Genomic DNA, 19680 nt, shown 5'->3' with positions numbered 1-19680 from the left:
GCCGATGACCGCTCCTACGGGTGTCGTAGGAGCGGTCATCGGCCGCGAAGGGCCATCACCGATTCAAACGTCTACATCAATGAAACAGCACCGCCGTCTTCTGCAGGGTCACCCACACGCCCCACGCCAACGGAATGCCCACGGCCAGCCAGGCCGCGACAGCCAGCGGCTTGGACGCAGGATTGGCCTTCCACTCCAGCACGGTGGTGCCATCGGTGCCCTTGTCATGGCCCAGCGCCTGCTCGGCCTTGAGCTCGGCATCGGTCATGAAGTACTTGTCGGCCACCGGACGCACCAGCGCGTTGCAGATGAAGCCCAGCACCAGCAGGCCGGAGAGGATGTACAGCGTGGTGTCGTACACCGCCGCACGGGCCACGCCGTGGGCCAGCTGGTAGTCACGCAGGTTGGTCACCAGCACCGGGCCCAACACGCCGGCCACGGCCCAGGCGGTCAACAGGCGACCGTGGATGGCGCCGACCATCTGCGTACCGAACAGGTCGGCCAGGTAGGCCGGCACGGTGGCGAAACCGCCGCCGTACATCGACAGCACGATGCAGAAAGCCGCCACGAACAGTGCGATGTTGCCCGAATGACCCAGGGTCGGTACCGAGGCATACAGCGCCACGCCCAGGGCGAAGAACACGAAGTAGGTCACCTTGCGGCCGATGTAGTCGGAGAACGAAGCCCAGAAGAACCGGCCACCGATGTTAAACAGGCTGAGCAGGCCGGTGAAGCCCGCTGCAATGGCAGCGATCTGCGCCAGTTGCGCCGAGTCCAGCTGGTTGAACGCCAGGTCAACGCCCAGCAGCTTGCCGCCGAACACTTCCTGCAGCAGTGGCGAAGCCATGCCCAGAATACCGATACCGGCGGAAACGTTGAGGCACAGCACCAGCCAGACCAGCGCGAACTGAGGGGTCTTCCAGGCCACGTTAACGTGCACGTGGCGGTTGGTGATCATGCCCTTGGCCTTCTTCGCCGAAGGAACATAGCCTTCAGGCTTCCAACCGGTCGGTGGGACGCGGTACGACAGCGCGCCGCCGATCATGAAGACGAAGTAGATCGCCGCCATCACCAGGAAGCTCTGCCACACGCCAACGCTGGTAGGAGATGCGAAATGGCCCATCAAGGCAGCCGCCAGAGGGGCGCCGACCATGGCACCGCCGCCGAAGCCCATGATCGCCATGCCGGTGGCCATGCCACGCTTGTCCGGGAACCACTTGATCAGGGTCGATACGGGGGAGATGTAGCCCAGCCCCAGGCCGATACCGCCGATCACGCCCGAGCCCAGCCACATCAGCCAGATCTGGTGGGTGTAGATACCCAACGCGGAAATGACCAGACCACCGCACCAGCACAGAGCCGACACGACACCGGCCTTGCGCGGCCCGGCGTGTTCCAGCCAGCCACCCCAGATGGCTGCCGAGCAGCCCAGGAAAATGAAGAACAGGGTGTAGATCCAGCTCAGCATCGACACCGACCAGTCACAGGACGATGAGAACACCTGGCTGAAAAAACTCAGGTCGGGCGCGCACGCCACCGGTGCGGTGATGCCGATTGCCTTGGACAGCGGCAACCAGAACACCGAGAAACCGTACGCCATGCCGATGCACAAGTGAATGGCCAACGCGGCTGGTGGAACCAGCCAGCGGTTGAAGCCAGGCTTGGCGATGATCCGCTCCTTGGACAGAAATCCTGGCTGGGCACCCACGCCGCCGCCCGAAAGACTACTGCTCATTTCGTAACCCCCGTTGATTTTTGTAGTTCAGCTGTCTGCACACAAATGCGCCCACATCCTTCATGCACGTTGGCGATCGATTGTTTTATCGGCAGCATTTGGCAAATCGCGACATAAAGTCGCAGCGGACAGTCGAAGGCGAGAAGATTACCACCAGATGTAACCAATGGAAGCAAACTGCTATCCCTTTATTTCAATGATCTGCCGGATGGTTGGCAAAACCTCCCGAACGGTCCCGAGGATTTCCTCCGGATCGCCGAAACCTGCGCGCCAAAGCGCTCGCGACGCTCTCGCAAGGCAGCGGCGAACGCCCGATGCAACGGCACCGACAGACCGCCCACATCGCCAGACGCACAACGTTATACTCTCCCGCTAACTTCCAAATTTCGGACTAAAGGACTCGCCCATGAAAGCGTTCGGCAAAATCCTCGGCCTGTGCATTCTCGGTCTGTTGTTGATTCTGGTGGCCCTGGGTTTCGCCCTCACCCACCTCTTCGACCCCAACGACTACAAGGACGAGATTCGCCAACTGGCACGGGACAGGGCTCACGTCGAGCTGACCCTCAACGGGGACATCGGCTGGAGCCTGTTCCCATGGCTGGGTCTGGAACTGCACGACGCCAGCGTGGCCACGCTCGCAAACCCCAAGACGCCTTTCGCCGACCTGCAGATGCTCGGCCTTTCGGTGCGCGTGCTGCCGCTGCTGCGCAAGGAAGTGCAGATGAGCGACGTACGGGTCGAGGGCTTGAACCTGTCCCTGGAGCGTGACGCCAACGGCCACGGCAACTGGGAAGACATCGGCAAGCCCCTGCCCACCACCACGGCAGACCCCAACGACCCGAACGCCCCGGCAGTCACCGAACCCGGCAAGCCCCAGGCACCGTCGCGCCCGGTCAAGCTGGACATCGACAGCCTCACCGTGAACAACGCCCGCGTGCAGTACCACGACGCGCGCACCGGCCGCATGTACACCGCCGAGAGCATCCAGCTCAGCACCGGCGCCGTTCACGAAGGCGCCGACATCCCGCTGAAACTGACCGCGTTCCTGGGCACCAACCAGCCCGTGGTGCGGGCCCGTACCGAACTGGCCGGCGAGCTTCGCTTCGACCGCGTGCTCAAGCGCTACCAGCTCGAGGACATGCGCCTGAGCGGTGAAGCCTCGGGCGATCCGCTGCAAGGCAAGACGGTCACCTTCAGCGCCCAGGGGCAGTTGCTGTTGGACCAGTCCGCCAACATCGCCGAATGGACCGGCCTCAAGCTGGCCGCCAACCAGATGCGTGCGCTGGGCGAACTGCGCGTGCGCAATCTGGACAGCGAGCCTCAGCTCACCGGCGGTCTGTCGATTGCCGAGCTGGATCTGCGTGCCTTCTTCGACAGCATCGGCCAACCGCTGCCAGCGATGGCCCCGGGTAGCCTCGGCAAGTTCGAACTGGTCAGCCGGCTGCAGGGCACCCGCGACAGCCTGGGCCTGGAAGACCTGACGCTGAAACTGGACGAGAGCACCTTCACCGGCCGCATCGCCGTGGAAGATTTCGCCCGCCAGGCACTGCGCCTGCAGCTCAAGGGCGACACTTTCAACGCCGACCGCTACCTGCCGGCCAAGACCGAAAAGGCCGCCAACGCCAGCGCGGCGCGCCAGGCCGAGGTGCAGAACAGCGAAGCGGCCGCCGTGGCATCCGGTGAATCGCCGCTGCCCGACGCGCCAACCCGCGGCGCCTGGAGCGACGATCGCCTGCTGCCCGTCGAGCGCCTGCGAGCCCTGGACGTACAAGCCGACCTCGCCATCGGCCAACTGACCCTCAAGGGCCTGCCGGTGCGCAACGCCACCCTCAAGGCCCAGGGCCAGGGCGGCATGCTGACCTTGCAAACCCTGGCCGGTGGCCTCTACAACGGCACCTTCACCACCCAGGGCACCCTGGACGTGCGTCCGGAAACGCCGCTGCTGGCGTTGCAGACGCGCATCGACAAGGTGCCTGTGGAAAACTTCATCAAATCGCACAGCGCCAACCCACCGGTCAGGGGCCTGTTGAACCTCAACAGCAACCTGAGCGGCTCGGGCAACAGCCAGAAAGCGCTGGTCGAATCGCTCAACGGCACCGCCAGCTTCGTCCTCAACGACGGCGTACTGGTCAACGCCAACCTGGAGCAGCAGATCTGCCGCGGCATCTCGGTGCTCAACCGCAAGACCCTCAACGGCGAACCGCGTGGCAAGGACACACCGTTCAAGGAGCTCAAGGGCAGCCTGGTGTTCCGCAACGGCGTGGCCAGCAACCAGGACCTGCTCGTGCGCATTCCCGGCCTGACCGTCAAAGGCGACGGCGACGTCGATCTGCGCGTACTGGGCATGGACTACCGCGTGGGCGTGGTGGTGGAAGGCGAACAGGGCACCAGTGCCGATCCGGCCTGTCAGGTGGGCGAACGTTTCGTCGGCGTGGAACTGCCGCTGCGCTGCCGCGGCCCGCTGGAGATGGGCGCCAAGGCTTGCCGCATCGACCGTGACGGCCTGGGCCAGGTGGCTGCCAAGCTGGCCGGCGACCGTATTCGCGACAAGATCGACGAGAAGCTCGAAGAAAAACTGGGCGACAAGGTCGACCCCAAACTCAAAGATGCGTTGCGAGGTCTGTTCAACCGATGAGTCCCGAGCAGTTTTCCAGCGCCGTGCTGGAATGGTACGACCGCAATGGCCGGCATGATTTGCCGTGGCAGCAGGACATCAACCCGTATCGGGTGTGGGTCTCGGAAATCATGCTGCAACAGACCCAGGTCAGCACGGTGCTGAACTACTTCGACCGCTTCATGGCGGCGCTGCCCACCGTGCAGGCGCTGGCCGAGGCGCCGGAAGACGAAGTGCTGCACCTGTGGACCGGGCTGGGCTACTACACCCGCGCCCGCAACCTGCAGAAAACCGCCAAGATCGTGATGGCCGAGCACGGCGGCGAGTTTCCCCACGACGTGGAGAAACTGGTCGAACTGCCCGGCATCGGCCTGTCCACGGCCGGGGCGATCGCCAGCATCAGCATGGGCCTGCGCGCGCCGATCCTCGACGGCAACGTCAAGCGCGTGCTCGCCCGCTATACCGCGCAGGAAGGCTATCCGGGCGAGCCCAAGGTGGCCAAGGCGCTGTGGGCCACCGCCGAGCGCCTGACCCCGCAGACCCGAGTGAACCACTACACCCAGGCGATGATGGACCTGGGCGCCACCCTGTGCACCCGCAGCAAGCCCAGCTGCCTGCTCTGCCCGCTGGAAAAAAGCTGCGAAGCGCACATGCTCGGCCTGGAAATCCGCTACCCGGTGCCCAAGCCGCGCAAGGCCGTTCCGCAACGCGCAACGTTGATGCCCCTGTTCGCCAACCGCGAAGGCGCCATCCTGCTTTACCGCAGGCCCTCCAGCGGCCTGTGGGGCGGCCTGTGGAGCCTTCCCCAGCTCGACGACCTGAACGACCTCGACCACCTCGCCGACCAGCACGCGCTGCATCTGCTTGGCCGGCGCCAGCTACCCGCCCTGACTCACACCTTCAGCCATTTCCAGCTGGCCATCGACCCGTGGCTGGTGCAGGTCGAGCAGACCGCCCACCACGTGGCCGAGGCCGACTGGCTCTGGTATAACCTCGCCACACCGCCGCGCCTGGGCCTGGCAGCCCCGGTGAAGAAGCTGCTGCAACACGCAGCCGACGCCTTGAACGCAGGAGATCTGTAATGACCCGCACCGTAATGTGCCGCAAGTACAAAGAAGAACTGCCCGGCCTCGAGCGCCCGCCCTACCCCGGCGCCAAGGGCGAAGACATCTACAACCACGTCTCCCAGCAGGCCTGGGGCGACTGGCAGAAACACCAGACGCTGCTGATCAACGAGCGCCGCCTGAACATGATGAACGCCGAAGACCGCAAATTCCTGCAGGGCGAGATGGACAAGTACCTGTCCGGCGAGGAATACGCCAAGGCCGACGGCTACGTGCCACCCGCCGAATAACCCAGCAAAATCGTAAGCGACGGTATTAATTAAAATTTTTTTCGACATCACGCTTGACGACCCGTCGAAAAACCAGTTTAATGCGCCCCGTTGCCCAGATAGCTCAGTCGGTAGAGCAGGGGATTGAAAATCCCCGTGTCGGCGGTTCGATTCCGTCTCTGGGCACCACCTTTCGTTTTCAGGTGGTGCATGCAGTACCTGAAAACACACAGAGAGCCCGCCTAGTGCGGGCTTTTTGTTGTCTGGCGTTTCACACCTTGTGAAAGCCCGTGGGCATGCGAATGGATCAAGTTCGGTCCTCGGATCCACTCACAGGCCCAGCGCGCCCTCCCTGGCCGGGCTGGGTGGCTTACCAGCGAAACGCCACGGTCCCCAGCACCGTTCGCTCCTCACCCCAATAGCAGCGACCCGCGTTGTTGCAGCCCGACACGTATTCTTTGTCGAACAGGTTCTTCGCGTTCACGTCCACCGACCAATGCTCGTTGATGTCATACCCCACCAAGGCGTCCACCAGCGTCACATCGCCAGTTTTCAGCTTGCCGTACAGCGTCGGCGCTGTGTAGGCAAAGGTGTTGTCGAAGTGGCGCACGCCGCCGCCCAGGCGTAGACCGCTCAGCGCGCCATCCAGGAAGCGGTACGTCGCCCAGGTCGACGCCTGGTTGCGTGGAATGCCCGTCAGTTGATGGTCTTCGAACAATGAGCCTGGCGCATCTTTGGTCACCCGCGCGTCCGTGTAGGTGTACGACGCAACCAGACTCAGATTGGGCGTCACGTCACTGTTGACCTCAAGCTCCAGGCCTTGGGACTTGCTCTCGCCCACTTGCCGGCTGAAGCCGCTGCTGCCTGCGACCACGTCGCGTGATTTGGTCAGGTCGAAAACAGCCGCACTGAAGGTCGTGTTCCACCCTTTGGGCTCGAACTTCACACCCACTTCATACTGCTTGCTGAGAATCGGATCGAGCAGATCGCCGTTGGGCTGGGACGATTGCTGTACGGGGGTGAATGCCGTGGAATAGCTGACATAGGGCGAGATGCCGTTTTCGAACTGGTACATCAAACCCGTCTGCCAGCTGAACCGATGATCCCAGCCATCCAGGTCCGTGGCCGATATTGCTGCGCTGCCTGGACGCGCCGCGCTGGCACGGTTGCGGTATTCGCTCTGCACCCAGTCCTGACGCCCGCCCAACAGGAAGATCCAGTTGTCGTACTTGCTTTGCAACTGGCCATACGCGCCGTACATGTGCTGATCGAGCTGGGAGTTCTGCACGTATTGCGAGGCGTTCGGTTGCACCGCCGAGAACACCGGGTTGAACACGTTGTAAGTACCGCCCAGGCCTGCGTTCCAATCCTGGTTGAACGAGGTGCGGTCGTAACTTGCGCCGAGCAGCACTGTGTTGTCCAACGCCCCCGAAGTGAAGTGGCCTTCGAACTGGTTATCCACTGAATAGGTGATCGATTTGTTGTCACGATCATAAGCGGTGCTGCTTAACGTACTGCCAAAGCCCGCCCGGTTCAGATTGTTTGGCCAGGTTTCATGACGGTTCAAGCGCGATTCCATGTAGCGCGAGTTCTGACGGAACTGCCAGACGTCGTTGATCTGATGGCTGAACTCATAACCCAAGGTCCAGGTTTCGCGCTCGAAATCGTCCCAGTTCGGATTGCCGTTGAACTGGTCCTTGCCGATCTTGCCATTGACGTTGTTGAGCAGAGTTCCTGCTGCCGGATAGCCCAACAGCAACTTGGTGCGGTCACGCTGGTAAGTCGACAGCAAGGTCAGTGCGGTGTCTTCGCTGAAGTTGAACGTCATCGACGGCGCGATGTAGAGACGGTCATCCGGCACCGAGTCAACTTGCGTGTCGGCATTTCGGCCCAGCATCACCAGTCGGCCCAGAATACGGTTGTCATCCGTCAACGGGCCCGAAACATCGAGTCCGAGTTGGCGGCGATTGTTGCTGCCATAGGTAAACTTGGCCTCGCCCTGCGCGGTTTCGGTCGGCTTTTTACTGACCAGATTGACCAGTCCGCCCGGCGCATTTTCCCCGTAGAGAATCGAGCTTGGGCCTCGAAAGACTTCGGTACGCTCCAGCCCATAGGGCTCGGTGGTGGTGTCGTATCGGTTTCCTTGCAGGCGCAAACCATCTTTCAGCAAACCATAGCCATAGTCCGTGGCGTTGTAACCGCGGATGGAAAACAGATCACCGGCCAAACCATCGCCCACGGCGAAAGGCGGCGCGAAGATGCCCGGCACGTAGCCAAGAATATCGGTAAGCGTCTGAAAACCTTGGTCCTGGATGCGTTGGCGCGTGACCACCGAGACAGAACGCGGAGTCTCGGACAAAGGCGTACTGGTTTTGGTGCCCGCGGTGCTGTTCTGTACTTGATAACCCGCACTCTGCTGGCTTTCCGGTGCTTGTTCGGTAATGACCAGGTTCTGCAACTGTAGAACCGAATCGTTGGTTGCAGGCCTGGCAGGCGCCTGGTCAGCAGCGGCGATGCCCTGCCAACTGAGTGTGGCAACGAGTAAAGCCACAGAATTCGCGCTGGAATTAATCTTGTTATTGCGAGCCATCTACCATCCTCTCCCCTGAAGATCCTGCGAAGACCAGTCGTTTTTTTGTGTCGACATATCTCAAAAAGCGGGAGAATCTAGCATGGAGTGATTCGCATTTCTATTTAAGTCGTTTTGGGTTTGAGGATTCTCGTGGCCTCGTTGAGCTAGTTCGGGAATGGCTTGGGTGACTCACACATGCTGTTACCTATCGCAGGACTGGTTACCGTACGCTCCCGTCTTGATGGGCTATCTTTATTCGCTTCACGTCCCACCTCTCGAAAGTCACCGAGAGTCCCCTCGATCAACGGATTGATCGGCAGCAAGAACAAGGAGTCACCATGCGCTTTGATGGCACGTTCGAAGAACTCAAGATAAAGCTCGAAAGCATTCTGCCCGCTGGCGAGTGGCGGGTAATCAACGAAAACCAGCATCAGTTCAAGACTCGCAGCAAAGGCATTCTTAACTGGTACCCGTCTACTGGCACCCTGCACTTCCAAGGCAAACCCCACGCGGCATCGAAGCTCCAGGAAATGGTCGAGCCTTTGCTCAATAGCCACTACGGAGCGCAGCACACGCAACCTGACGATGCAGCGCAAATGCTGGCGGAGCTTTCCCAGGAGCCTGCACCGGATACGTCCTATTTCATCGACGATACGTATTCCGATTCCGAGCTCATCATCGGTCTGGTCGGGACGATCGGTACCGACCTGCCGGAGGTGTCGAGGCTGATCGGCGACCGGCTCAAGATTTTCGGCTACGAAACCTGCACCATCAAAGTCTCTACGGATGTCATTGCCAGCATCGGCTCCCCTGCCGACACCACCCATCAGTACGACCGCATCAGCAGCTTCATGGAAGAAGGGAACCGGCTGCGCGGGAAGAGCAAGGACAACGCCATACTGGCATTGGGCGCGGCGGTGCACATCAACAAGCTGCGAAGCGAGTCGGCCCCCATGCGTCGCCGGGCGTTCATCATCAACTCATTGAAAAGCCCTGCGGAAGTCGAGCGTCTGCGCAAGATCTATTCGGATGGCTTTTTTCTGGTCGGCGTCCACGCCGATCTGACACGACGCCATGAGTATCTGGTGAAGGACCTGTCCATGACGGAGGAGCAGGCATCGCGCCTGATCGAGCGTGATGCGGACGAGCGCGACGAACATGGTCAGCACACCCGCAACACCTACCATCTCTCCGACTTCTTCATTGACTACAATGGCAACTCCGACTCGTTGAAGAAACAGACGTGGCGTATTCTCGACCTGCTTTTCGGTCGCCCCTACATCACCCCGACGTTCGACGAGTACGCGATGTTCATGGCGTTTTCCGCCTCGTTGAGGTCTGCCGACCTGTCGCGTCAGGTAGGGGCAGTCCTGACCAAGCACCGCTGCATCATCGCCACCGGGGCCAATGATGTTCCCAAGGCCCACGGAGGCCTTTACTGGCCCGAAAAGGATCCAGACACCCACGGCATCCTGGATGCGCCTGACGGGCGTGATTACATGCGCGGTCAAGACTCCAATGCCATCCAGAAAAGGCTGATCATCGACGATATCCTTGCGGTCGTTCCGCAGGAGTATCACCAGGAACTCGCGCCATTGATCAGAAAGAGCAAGATCAAGGACATCACCGAATATGGCCGGGTGGTGCATGCCGAAATGGAGGCCTTGCTGTCGAGCGCCCGCTCGGGTGTGAACTGCTCGGGCAGCGACTTGTACTGCACGACTTTCCCCTGTCACAACTGCGCCAAGCACATTGTGGCTGCAGGTATCAAACGGGTGGTCTACGTAGAACCCTACCCCAAGAGCAAGGCTCTGGAATTTCACTCCGACGCCATCTCGCTCGGGAACAACCCGGACAATGTCGTATTCGAACCTTTCATCGGGGTTGGCCCGCGGAGCTTTTTCAACCTATTCTCGACGAATCTCGGCAGCGGCTACCCGGTGGCACGCAAGAACGACGACGGCGAAATCGTCGAGTGGAAAGAAGAGAGTGCAAAGCTCAGGACCCAGATGCTTCCGTGCTCTTACATGGATCGTGAAGCAGCAGCAGCGAATCTGCTGTCTACCTACATAGAGGGAACCTAAATGACGACCAAGAAGCAGGAATTTCTAAACCACGTATCCATGTGTCGACAAGTTGTCGCTCGCTGGCCAAGTTGGAAGCAGGATATCTTCAAGCCTCCGGCAGGCCCGAAGAACAGCGACATGGCGCAAAAAGAACACAGTTTGCGAGGACCGTCAGGGCAGTGACCTGTCCATCCTGAAACGACAAAGGCCGCTGTCATCACTGACAGCGGCCTTTGCATTCCAACGGTCCAATCGATCAGCGGCTCAGCGCTACTCGCGCATTACCGGCCTTGCGACGGCTGGAGACGATCAGGCCCGCAACCACGACCGCGATGGCCAGGCCGCCCGTGGCGAGGATTTCCACGCGGTGGTCTTCGCGCAGCGCCATGGTGGTCAGTACTGCAACGATGAACAGGATGACCAGGTAGGTGAGGCCGGGGAACAGCCACATCTTGAAGTCGATCTTCTCACCGGCGATCTCGCGCTTGCGGCGCATGCGCAGTTGCGACACAGCGATCACCAGGTACACCAGCAATGCGATGGCGCCGGAGGTGGCGAGCAGGAAATCGAACACGGCGGCTGGCGCGACGTAGTTGGCGATCACCGCCACGAAGGCGGCGGCGGTGGACATCAGCACAGCTACCGACGGGGTACCCGACTTCGAGGTTTTCTGTGCGGCAGCCGGCGCGTCGCCACGCTTGCTCAGGGAGAACAGCATGCGCGAAGCGGTGTACAGCGCCGAGTTCAGGCAGCTGGTGACGGCGACCAGTACCACGATGTCGACGATCAGCTTGGCGTTGGGAATACCGATCAGCTCCAGCACGGTCTGGTAGGAACCCAGCTCGGCCAGGCGCGGGTCGTTCCATGGCACCAGGGCCACCACCAGAAAGATCGATACGAGGTAGAACAGGAAGATCCGCCAGATCACCGAGTTGGTGGCCTTGGAGATCTGCTGACCGGGGTTCTTCGATTCGGCGGCGGCGATGGTGACGATTTCGGTGCCCATGAACGAGAACATGGTGGTCAGCATGGCAGCGACGACGGCGCCCAGCCCGTTGGGCATGAAGCCCATGGTGTCGGTGAGGTGGCTGACACCGCTGACCTGGCTGTTGGGCATGAAGCCGAACACCGCGCCCAGGCCCACGACGATGAAGGCGATGATCGCCAGCACCTTTATCAGCGCGAACCAGAACTCGAATTCACCGTAGTTCTTCACGCTGAACAGGTTGGTTACCGTCAGCACCAGGGTGATCACCAAAGCGAACACCCAATGCGCAACGTCGGGAATCCAGGCGTGCAGGATCGAGGCGGCGGCGTTGGCTTCCAGCGGGATTACCAGCACCCAGAACCACCAGTACAGCCAGCCGATGGAGAAACCGGCCCAATGGCCGATGGCGCGGTCGGCGTAGGTGGAAAACGAACCGGTGTCAGGCGAGGCAACGGCCATTTCACCCAACATGCGCATGACCAGTACCACCAGGCTACCGGCAGCGGCATAGGCCAGCAGCACGGCGGGGCCGGCAGCAGCGATGGCGTGGCCGGAACCTACGAACAGGCCGGCACCGATCACACCGGCGATCGACAGCATAGTTACATGACGCGGCTTGAGTCCCTGAGCGAGACCTGTGGAATTCTGCGTACTCATAAAACTACCTTTGCGAAAAATAGCGTTCTGTCCGGCGGTGATCGCGAGCCTTGTGCAAAGTCCGCTACACCCCGTTCCATATCTTTTACGCAAAAATTGCGCCAAATTGTACCAAGGTATATCCTGCCGCCCTGAATCGGACCCCTCGACCGATCATGGCAAGGGATTGAATCCGTTGAGGTTTGCCCTTGTGGCTCCTGCGCATTACCGAACTACTCAGCCTGGGTCGTTATGCCGCACCAAAAAACGACGCCGGTAACACCCTCGCACAAAAACAGTGCAACCTAAAGGCGCAACTTTTGAGCGGACAATGCACGACTCAGGTGCTACTTCGTGCCACCTGCCTCTCATCGCGCCATTGAACATCCCCTGCATTCGCGCTTTCCTCGTCCCGGCAAAACTGGCAACATCGCGCCTTTTTACCGCGCCCTGCCCGTCCGAAGTCCTGCCCACAGTGCCCTTGCACCGTGCATCAGGCACTCGAGAACCCAGCTGCACGTTCAGTCCCGCCATCCGCGCTATGCTAGCTGTGCGCCTGGCTGTTCATGTCGACGATGGCAGGCCGCACCCGCCTATATGAGGACCGCACATGGCTCAGGCCACGCCCGCTCTGGAAATCCGTAACCTGCACAAACGCTACGGTGCACTGGACGTGCTCAAAGGCATATCGCTGGCCGCCAACGACGGTGCAGTGATCTCCATCCTCGGTTCATCCGGTTCCGGCAAGTCGACCCTGCTGCGCTGCATCAACCTGCTGGAAAACCCTCACCAGGGCGAAATCCTGGTGGCCGGTGAAGCGCTCAAGCTCAAGGCCGCACGCAACGGCGAACTGATTGCCGCCGACAATCGCCAGATCAACCGGCTGCGCAGCCAGATCGGTTTTGTGTTTCAAAATTTCAACCTGTGGCCGCACATGAGCGTGCTCGACAACATCATCGAAGCGCCGCGCCGCGTGCTCGGACAGAGCCGCGCCGAAGCGGTCGAGGTGGCCGAGGCGCTGCTGGAAAAGGTCGGTATCGCCGACAAGCGCCACGCCTATCCGAACGAGCTTTCCGGCGGTCAGCAACAACGTGCGGCGATTGCCCGCACCCTGGCCATGCAGCCCAAGGTTATCCTGTTCGACGAGCCGACCTCGGCGCTGGATCCGGAAATGGTCCAGGAGGTGCTCTCGGTTATTCGCAACCTGGCCGAAGAAGGCCGTACCATGCTGCTGGTGACACACGAGATGGGCTTCGCCCGGCAAGTCTCCAGCGAAGTGGTGTTTCTGCATCAAGGTCTGGTGGAAGAGCAGGGTACGCCCGAGCAAGTATTCGACAACCCCTTGTCGGCGCGCTGCAGGCAGTTCATGTCCAGCAACCGCTAACGGAGCAATAACAATATGAACATCAAGAAACTCTTTCTGGCGGTTGCCGCCACACTGCTGGTCAACGGCGCCGCCGTGGCTGCCGACAAACTGCGCATGGGCGTGGAAGCGGCCTACCCACCGTTCAACAGCAAGGACACCAGCGGCCAGGTCGTGGGCTTCGACGTCGACATCGGCAAGGCCCTGTGCGCGAAGATGGAAGTGGAATGTGAAGTGGTCACCTCCGACTGGGACGGCATCATCCCCGCGCTGCAGTCGCAGAAGTTCGACTTCCTGGTGTCGTCCATGTCGATCACCCCCGAGCGCTCGGCAGTGGTGGACTTCACCAACCCCTACTACAGCAACAAGCTGCAGTTCATCGCCAAGAAGGGTGTGGATTTCCCCATCGACCGCGAAAGCCTGGAGAACAAATCCATCGGTGCCCAGCGCGCGACCTTGTCCGGCACCTGGCTGGAAGACAAGTACGGTATCGAGGCTCAGCTCTATGACACCTCCGAAAACGCCTTCCTGGACCTGAGCAGCGGCCGCCTCGATGCCATCCTGGCCGACAAGTACGCCAGCTACGACTGGCTGAAAAGCAAGGCCGGCCAAGACTTCGAGTTCAAGGGCGATGCGGTCGAGGAAAGCGACAAGATCGGCATTGCCGTCCGCAAGGGCGACGCTCTGCGCGAGAGGCTGAACGCGGCACTGCAGGAAATCATCGCTGACGGCACCTACAAGAAGATCAACGACAAGTACTTCCCTTTCAGCATTCTCTGACAGCCCGGCAGGCGTCGACCTACAAGGCCGACGCCTGCCCCTGAACAAGCCTGCCCATGAACATCGATCTCTATGGCTTCGGCCCTGCGCTTGCCGCAGGCGCGCTGATGACCGTCAAACTGGCCCTCAGCGCCCTGTGCCTCGGGCTGCTGCTGGGCCTCGCCGGGGCTCTGGCGAAAACCTCGCGCAACCGCCCCTTGCAGTGGCTCGGCGGGTTCTACTCGACACTGGTACGCGGCATCCCCGAACTGCTGTGGGTGCTGCTGATCTACTTCGGCACCGTCAACGGCCTGCGCAGCTTCGGCCTGGCGCTGGGCGTCGGCAGCCTGGAGCTCAGCCCTTTCGCCGCTGGCGTGATCGCCTTGGGCCTGTGCTTCGGCGCCTACGCCACCGAGGTTTTCCGCGGCGCCATCCTGGCCATTCCCAAAGGCCACCGCGAAGCCGGCTTGGCCCTGGGCCTGAGCACGCCGCGGATCTTCATCCGCCTGGTGCTGCCGCAGATGTGGCGCATCGCCCTGCCCGGGCTGGGTAATCTGTTTCTGATTCTGATGAAGGACACCGCGCTGGTGTCCGTCATCAGCCTGGAAGAAATCATGCGCAACGCGCAGAACGCCGTCACCGTCAGCAAACAGCCGTTCACCTTCTATATGGTCGCCGCCCTGATGTACCTGAGCCTCACCGTGGTCGCCATGGTTGCCCTGCACTTCATGGAGAAACGCGCCGCGCGCGGCTTCGCGAGGGCCTCGCAATGAACTGGGAAGTGATCATCAAGTGGCTGCCGCGCCTCATGCAAGGCGCCACCCTGACCCTGGAACTGGTCGCCATCGCGGTGCTGGCCGGACTTATTCTGGCCATCCCGCTGGGCATCGCCCGCACCTCGAAGAAGTGGTACATCAGCGGCCTGCCCTACGCCTACATCTTCTTCTTTCGCGGTACGCCGCTGCTGGTGCAGCTGTTCCTGGTGTACTACGGGCTGGCGCAGTTCGACGCCGTGCGCGAGAGCAGCCTGTGGCCCTACCTGCGCAGCCCGTTCTGGTGCGCCGCCGGGACCATGACCCTGCACACCGCCGCCTACATCGCAGAAATCCTGCGCGGCGCCCTGCAAGCCATTCCCAAGGGCGAGATCGAAGCCGCCCGCGCCCTCGGCATGTCTCGCAGCAAGGCCCTGGTGCACATCATGCTGCCACGCGCCGCCCGCATCGGTCTGCCGGCCTACAGCAACGAAGTGATCCTGATGCTCAAGGCCAGCTCGCTGGCGAGCACCGTCACCCTGCTGGAACTCACCGGCATGGCCCGCACGATCATCGCCCGCACCTACCTGCCGGTGGAAATCTTCTTCGCCGCCGGCATGTTCTACCTGGCCATGTCGTTCGTGCTGGTGCAGGCCTTCAAGCTTCTCGAACGTTGGCTGCGCGTGGACGCGTGCCAAGGCCGCTGACCCTGCAAGGCGACCAGTTGCGTGAGCGCTTTCACGCCCTGGACGCCTTTTTGGCCGCGCATGTCGATCTCTGGCGGCCCAAGCCCTTCACTGAACTGACCTTGCTCTGGGAAGCGCAATACCCCGAGCTTGCCACCTGGCTGCGCGCCCGTACCTTGGCCGACGCCGAGGCTGTGCATAACTCGCTGCTCGACCTGGACGCACCTACGCCATTTCCTGCATTGGCCCGGCAAGCGCATGCGCTAAGCGCAGTAGGCCCGCTGCCGACCACTGACGTGCCCGCCGCGCGCCACCGCCTCAACGTCGACGTGCCCGGCCGCAAATGGCAACAGATCGAAGCCTTCGCCGCTGCCCTGCCCTTCGCCGATTCCACCAGCCACTGGCTGGACTGGTGCGCCGGCAAAGGCCACCTCGGCCGCCGCCTGCTGCGCGATGGCCAACGCCTCACCTGCCTGGAATACGACCCCGAACTGGTCGCCAGCGGCGCCCAACTCAGCACCCACCACGCCTTGCCCGCCCACCACCAGCTGCAAGACGTCATGGCCGACGACCTGCGCCTGCAAGCCTGCATCACCCCCGTCGCCCTGCACGCCTGCGGCGACCTGCACGTCCAGCTCATGCACCGCGCCACCCAGGCGGGCTGCCAGCACCTGGCCTTCGCACCCTGCTGCTACAACCGCAACCACGGCGCCTACCGCCAATTGTGCAGCGAGCCCTCCGCCCTTTCCCTCACCCTCGAAGACCTCGGCCTGCCCCTGGAAGCCACCGTCACCGCCGGCGCCCGCGTGCGCCGCCAGCGCGACCAGTCCATGGCCCGCCGCCTAGCCTTCGACCTGCTGCAGCGCGAGCAACGCGGCATCGACCACTACCTGCCCTGCCCCTCCCTGCCCGCCGCCTGGCTGAACAAACCCTTCGCCGACTACTGCCGCGACCTGGCCGCACTGCAGAGCGTACCCATAGGGCATGGTGTGGACTTCAACGACCTCGAAGCGCGCGGCTGGCAACGACTGGCCCAAGTCCGCAACCTCGAACTGTTGCGCGGTCTGTTCCGCAAGCCCCTGGAGCTGTGGCTGGTGCTCGACCGCGCCCTGTACCTGCAAGAGCGCGAGTACACCGCACAGGTCGGCACCTTCTGCCCGGAAACCCTGACGCCCCGCAATCTGATGATCATCGCCGAACGCACCTGAAGCCTGCGCAACCTGTGGATAACTCTGTGGGTAGAAGTGTGACGCGACGCATCGGTGCTGCACCAGAACGCCAGAATGCAGACTGGTCATTTTTCGGTCATGTCCGATTCGCTAGCGAAAACAGTAGCTTGCGAACGATGTCATCAAAACGACCTAATCGGCGAACGGTAGACCGGGTTGGCACGCCGAATGTGCATAAGCACTGACGGGTTAAGAGCTAAAGACGAAGAAATTATGCCGCAGGGGGGTTTACTCGGGCGATCGAATAGCTATAATCAGCGCCCTCACTTGCCGGTATAGCTCAGATGGTAGAGCAACTGACTTGTAATCAGTAGGTCCCGGGTTCGATTCCTGGTGCCGGCACCATAGTTTGACGAGAGGGGCTCACCGCAAGGTGGGCCTTTTTTGTTTGTGGTTTTGGTTGGGGGTCCGACCCACACACAACCCCTGTAGGAGCGGCCAGTGGCCGCGAAGGCATCGGTTCAGTCACCGCCGCCCTAAGCCCCTATCAAATATCCTCCTGCCCCCCCGCACGCAAACGCCGCGCGGAATTCCAGCGACTATGGCCTTACGTGTTTGTGCGCCCTAGCCAACTGCGCTTTGCAAGGTGGAACAAATTCGACCTCAAGCGCGGCATCTGGGAAATCCCCAACACCGGCCCAGCGCTGGACGCCGTACCCTTTTCCACACTCGGTACAAAATGGCCGGAGGCATTCACCTTGTACCCTCGCCCCCGGAAGCGTTGTCCTTGCTGGAGCATATCCATAAGATCACCGGCAAATTCGACTGAGTGTTTGCCGGAGAGGCCAAACCGTGGAAATCGATGTCCGAAAACACGGTGAACTCTGCTTTAGGGACGATAGGCTACGACTTCAAGGTAGACATCTGCGGCCACGGATTCCGCTCTATGGTGCGCAGTGCGTTGATCTAGGCCGGCGTGAATCAGACAGTGCAAGCGCTGCCTAGGCGGCAAAATATAGCCCCTGAAAGGTCACGCCCCTCGTGAGGCGGTTCATCCCAAGTACGATTGGCAAGGATCAGCTCGTAAGGTCACTACCCATGTAATGGGTGCCCACTCAACCTTGTTGCCGATGCTGCAACCAGGCCACCCTTCTGCCCAGCAGTAACCTACCCGCTGGGCCATTTCGTACGCGCCAATCCTTTGCCCGTCTCTTCTCCAAGAAAGAGACGCGCGCTCAAATCACTGCTGCAGCCCAGATAGAACGGGCTTTGTCGCAATCCTCCTAGTGACAATCGGCGTGACAAACACCGAGGTTACCAGCCACACTGATGTGAATGATGGTGCCGCAGACCACGAAGGGACTGTACCTGACTGACAATCAGGGCATGCCCCGGTCATCGCATCTCTGCCTTCACCCAACTCAGGATCTTGCAGCGCTGGTTTCGCCAGCCAATGCAGCCTTTACCCGCCCACCGATAACGGTGCTCAGGAGGCCAGATCATGAGATGCCCTTGCTCCCGGACGTAAGGAGTCGCCAGTCTCGCGTTAGAGGACATCCCCACAGGTCGCAGGGGCCTTGATCCCTGATAACACTCAGCATTCTTGGCGGGATGACGTGGGACAAGGATCGGAGAACGGCAGATGAGGTGATCGACGTGGCATTGTTAGGTAGGCAGGATGGCCGCAATTTTGGATACGGCAGGCAACTGAGCTATGCAGGTCCACAAGTGCTGAAAGACATGTTCGGCGGAGGCCACTACGGTACGGTCAAGGCGCACTGTGATCGGTGGCAGGCATTCGTTAAGTGGTGCCGCTCCGAACAGGGGCAGGGTATCAATGATGCGCGGCAAATTGACCGGAAGGTCTTGGCCGACTATGCGGCGTACCTGCGCAACATGGTTAGGCGCGGTGAACTCGCCGTCAGCACCGCGCAAAATCGCCTATCCAGCATTAATAGGACCATGGCAGCGCTTCGTGGTGATCAGTACGTGAAATTGCCCAGCCCGAGCAATGCGTTGGGTATGCAGCGCACCGGGGTTCGGCAGTCGGTATCACAGGGCCAAGACCGCGAAGAGGTTAAGCAGATCGTCGAGGCGTTTTGCCGTCATCATCAGCTTAGGGCCGGGGCCGCTTCGATCGTTCTGTTGGCGCGAGCCACCGGTATGCGCTTGCGAGAGGCCATCTTGGCTGACCTCCCACGGCTTAGCTGAAAGGCTCACGAGCCAGGCAGGATCAACATTCAAGATGGCACCAAAGGCGGCCGCGCCGGCGCCTAAGCGCCACGTTGGATTGCGGCGGACGACCATGTTCGAGGTGCACTAGGGTTTGCACAGCAGGTATCGCCTGCAGGTAGCCGCAACCTGATTGCACCGCACGAAAGCTACCTTAATCTTCTGCAAGAAATCATTCGCCCTGCGCGGGACATCCTGCATGCACAATCTCAAAGGGTTCCACGAGTTGAGGGCGGCGTACGCGTGCGAGCGATATGAGCAGATTACTCAGCATCACGCACCTATAAACGGTGGGCGGTGCTACTCCATAGATCGGCGTCTAGACCGCGAGGCTCGCATGCAGACCAGTCAAGAGCTGGGGCATGGTCGGATTGAGGTAGTCGCTACCTATCTTGGGGGCAGGCATGGATACAAAGTTTGATATAGACACATTCTTGGCTGGCGTACTGACTGGGTCGCATTCGACGCAGCAAAGGCATGTACAGCAGGCGAAGGCTATCCAGACAGCAATCGCAAAGCGCTGGCAGCAGGAAACACCTTGGAGCTGGAGGCGAAAGCATCTTGAGTCTAAAAAATCACCTAGATCGGTGCAGCGATCACACACGATCTTACTATCTTCTTACGGTCAAGCTGGTAATCCGACGCCTAGAAAAACAATGGCGTCAGGATCTCTGAGTGAAGCATACCTTCCAACGTTGGGATCCATAGGAATCGACTCAGAGCTATCGATCATGGTATTGCCCTTAGCAGTTAGGGCACGAAGGTTGGCATGGCT

12 protein-coding genes, 2 tRNA genes and 2 pseudogenes are annotated in these 19680 nt (G+C 61.0%); 13 read left to right on the top strand and 3 right to left on the bottom strand.

The annotated features are described in order from the left end of the window. Positions 1-76: 76 nt before the first annotated feature. Positions 77-1735: an OFA family MFS transporter gene (locus QMX89_RS12320; RefSeq protein ID WP_049861646.1), complete on the bottom strand. Its 1659-nt coding sequence runs from the start codon at positions 1733-1735 to the stop codon at positions 77-79. A 406-nt stretch (positions 1736-2141) separates the two neighbouring features. On the opposite strand from QMX89_RS12320, the gene QMX89_RS12315 reads away from it, so the two are divergent. The 4 genes from QMX89_RS12315 (at position 2142) to QMX89_RS12300 (ending at position 5871) form a co-directional block, all read left to right on the top strand. Next, on the top strand, positions 2142-4370 hold the full coding sequence (locus QMX89_RS12315; protein WP_282348394.1) for an AsmA family protein: 2229 nt from the start codon (positions 2142-2144) through the stop codon (positions 4368-4370). Continuing rightward, positions 4367-5431 carry an A/G-specific adenine glycosylase gene (mutY, locus tag QMX89_RS12310; RefSeq protein WP_282348393.1) on the top strand — a complete coding sequence of 355 codons (1065 nt, stop codon included), beginning with the start codon at positions 4367-4369 and terminating at the stop codon, positions 5429-5431. Before QMX89_RS12315 ends, mutY begins: the two co-directional genes overlap by 4 nt. After that, positions 5431-5703: an oxidative damage protection protein gene (locus QMX89_RS12305; RefSeq protein ID WP_090355347.1), complete on the top strand. Its 273-nt coding sequence runs from the start codon at positions 5431-5433 to the stop codon at positions 5701-5703. The genes mutY and QMX89_RS12305 overlap by 1 nt, the downstream gene beginning before the upstream one ends. A gap of 92 nt (positions 5704-5795) precedes the next feature. Further along, positions 5796-5871: transfer RNA gene (locus QMX89_RS12300), tRNA-Phe, on the top strand. Positions 5872-6052: 181 nt separating this feature from the next. Here the strand turns inward: QMX89_RS12300 and QMX89_RS12295 are convergent. Then, positions 6053-8272: a TonB-dependent siderophore receptor gene (locus QMX89_RS12295; protein WP_282348392.1), complete on the bottom strand. Its 2220-nt coding sequence runs from the start codon at positions 8270-8272 to the stop codon at positions 6053-6055. Positions 8273-8592: 320 nt separating this feature from the next. Here QMX89_RS12295 and QMX89_RS12290 point away from each other — a divergent pair, with 320 nt between their 5' ends. Further along, positions 8593-10338, top strand: a complete 1746-nt coding sequence (locus tag QMX89_RS12290) for an anti-phage dCTP deaminase (protein WP_282348391.1) — start codon at positions 8593-8595, stop codon at positions 10336-10338. Positions 10339-10576: 238 nt separating this feature from the next. Here the strand turns inward: QMX89_RS12290 and gabP are convergent, their stop codons facing one another. Next, entirely contained in the window at positions 10577-11965 is a 1389-nt protein-coding gene (gabP, locus tag QMX89_RS12285) for a GABA permease (RefSeq protein ID WP_049861641.1), read from the bottom strand. 589 nt (positions 11966-12554) lie between these two features. Between gabP and QMX89_RS12280 the strand changes: the two genes are divergently transcribed. From QMX89_RS12280 to QMX89_RS12245, 8 genes and pseudogenes are all read left to right on the top strand, one after another. Beyond that, positions 12555-13328: an ABC transporter ATP-binding protein gene (locus QMX89_RS12280; RefSeq protein WP_056844502.1), complete on the top strand. Its 774-nt coding sequence runs from the start codon at positions 12555-12557 to the stop codon at positions 13326-13328. A 15-nt stretch (positions 13329-13343) separates the two neighbouring features. Continuing rightward, entirely contained in the window at positions 13344-14087 is a 744-nt protein-coding gene (locus QMX89_RS12275) for an ABC transporter substrate-binding protein (RefSeq protein WP_282348389.1), read from the top strand. Positions 14088-14143: 56 nt separating this feature from the next. Then, on the top strand, positions 14144-14839 hold the full coding sequence (locus QMX89_RS12270; protein ID WP_282348387.1) for an ABC transporter permease: 696 nt from the start codon (positions 14144-14146) through the stop codon (positions 14837-14839). Then, on the top strand, positions 14836-15525 hold the full coding sequence (locus QMX89_RS12265) for an ABC transporter permease (protein ID WP_049861637.1): 690 nt from the start codon (positions 14836-14838) through the stop codon (positions 15523-15525). The genes QMX89_RS12270 and QMX89_RS12265 overlap by 4 nt, the downstream gene beginning before the upstream one ends. After that, positions 15510-16712, top strand: coding sequence for a methyltransferase (locus QMX89_RS12260; RefSeq protein ID WP_282348385.1), 1203 nt, complete (start codon positions 15510-15512; stop codon positions 16710-16712). Before QMX89_RS12265 ends, QMX89_RS12260 begins: the two co-directional genes overlap by 16 nt. 290 nt (positions 16713-17002) lie before the next feature. Beyond that, a tRNA-Thr gene (locus QMX89_RS12255) sits at positions 17003-17078 on the top strand. A gap of 203 nt (positions 17079-17281) precedes the next feature. Beyond that, positions 17282-17640 (top strand): annotated as a pseudogene (locus tag QMX89_RS12250) (integrase); the annotation flags it as partial. A 689-nt stretch (positions 17641-18329) separates the two neighbouring features. Beyond that, positions 18330-19326: pseudogene (locus tag QMX89_RS12245) on the top strand (integrase domain-containing protein). Positions 19327-19680 lie beyond the last annotated feature (354 nt).

Origin of the sequence: Pseudomonas sp. PS01301, assembly GCF_029960215.1 — a bacterium.
GTDB lineage: Bacteria > Pseudomonadota > Gammaproteobacteria > Pseudomonadales > Pseudomonadaceae > Aquipseudomonas > Aquipseudomonas coleopterorum.
The sequence above is the reverse complement of the archived record's forward strand: the minus strand, read 5'-3'. Positions and strand labels throughout refer to the sequence as shown.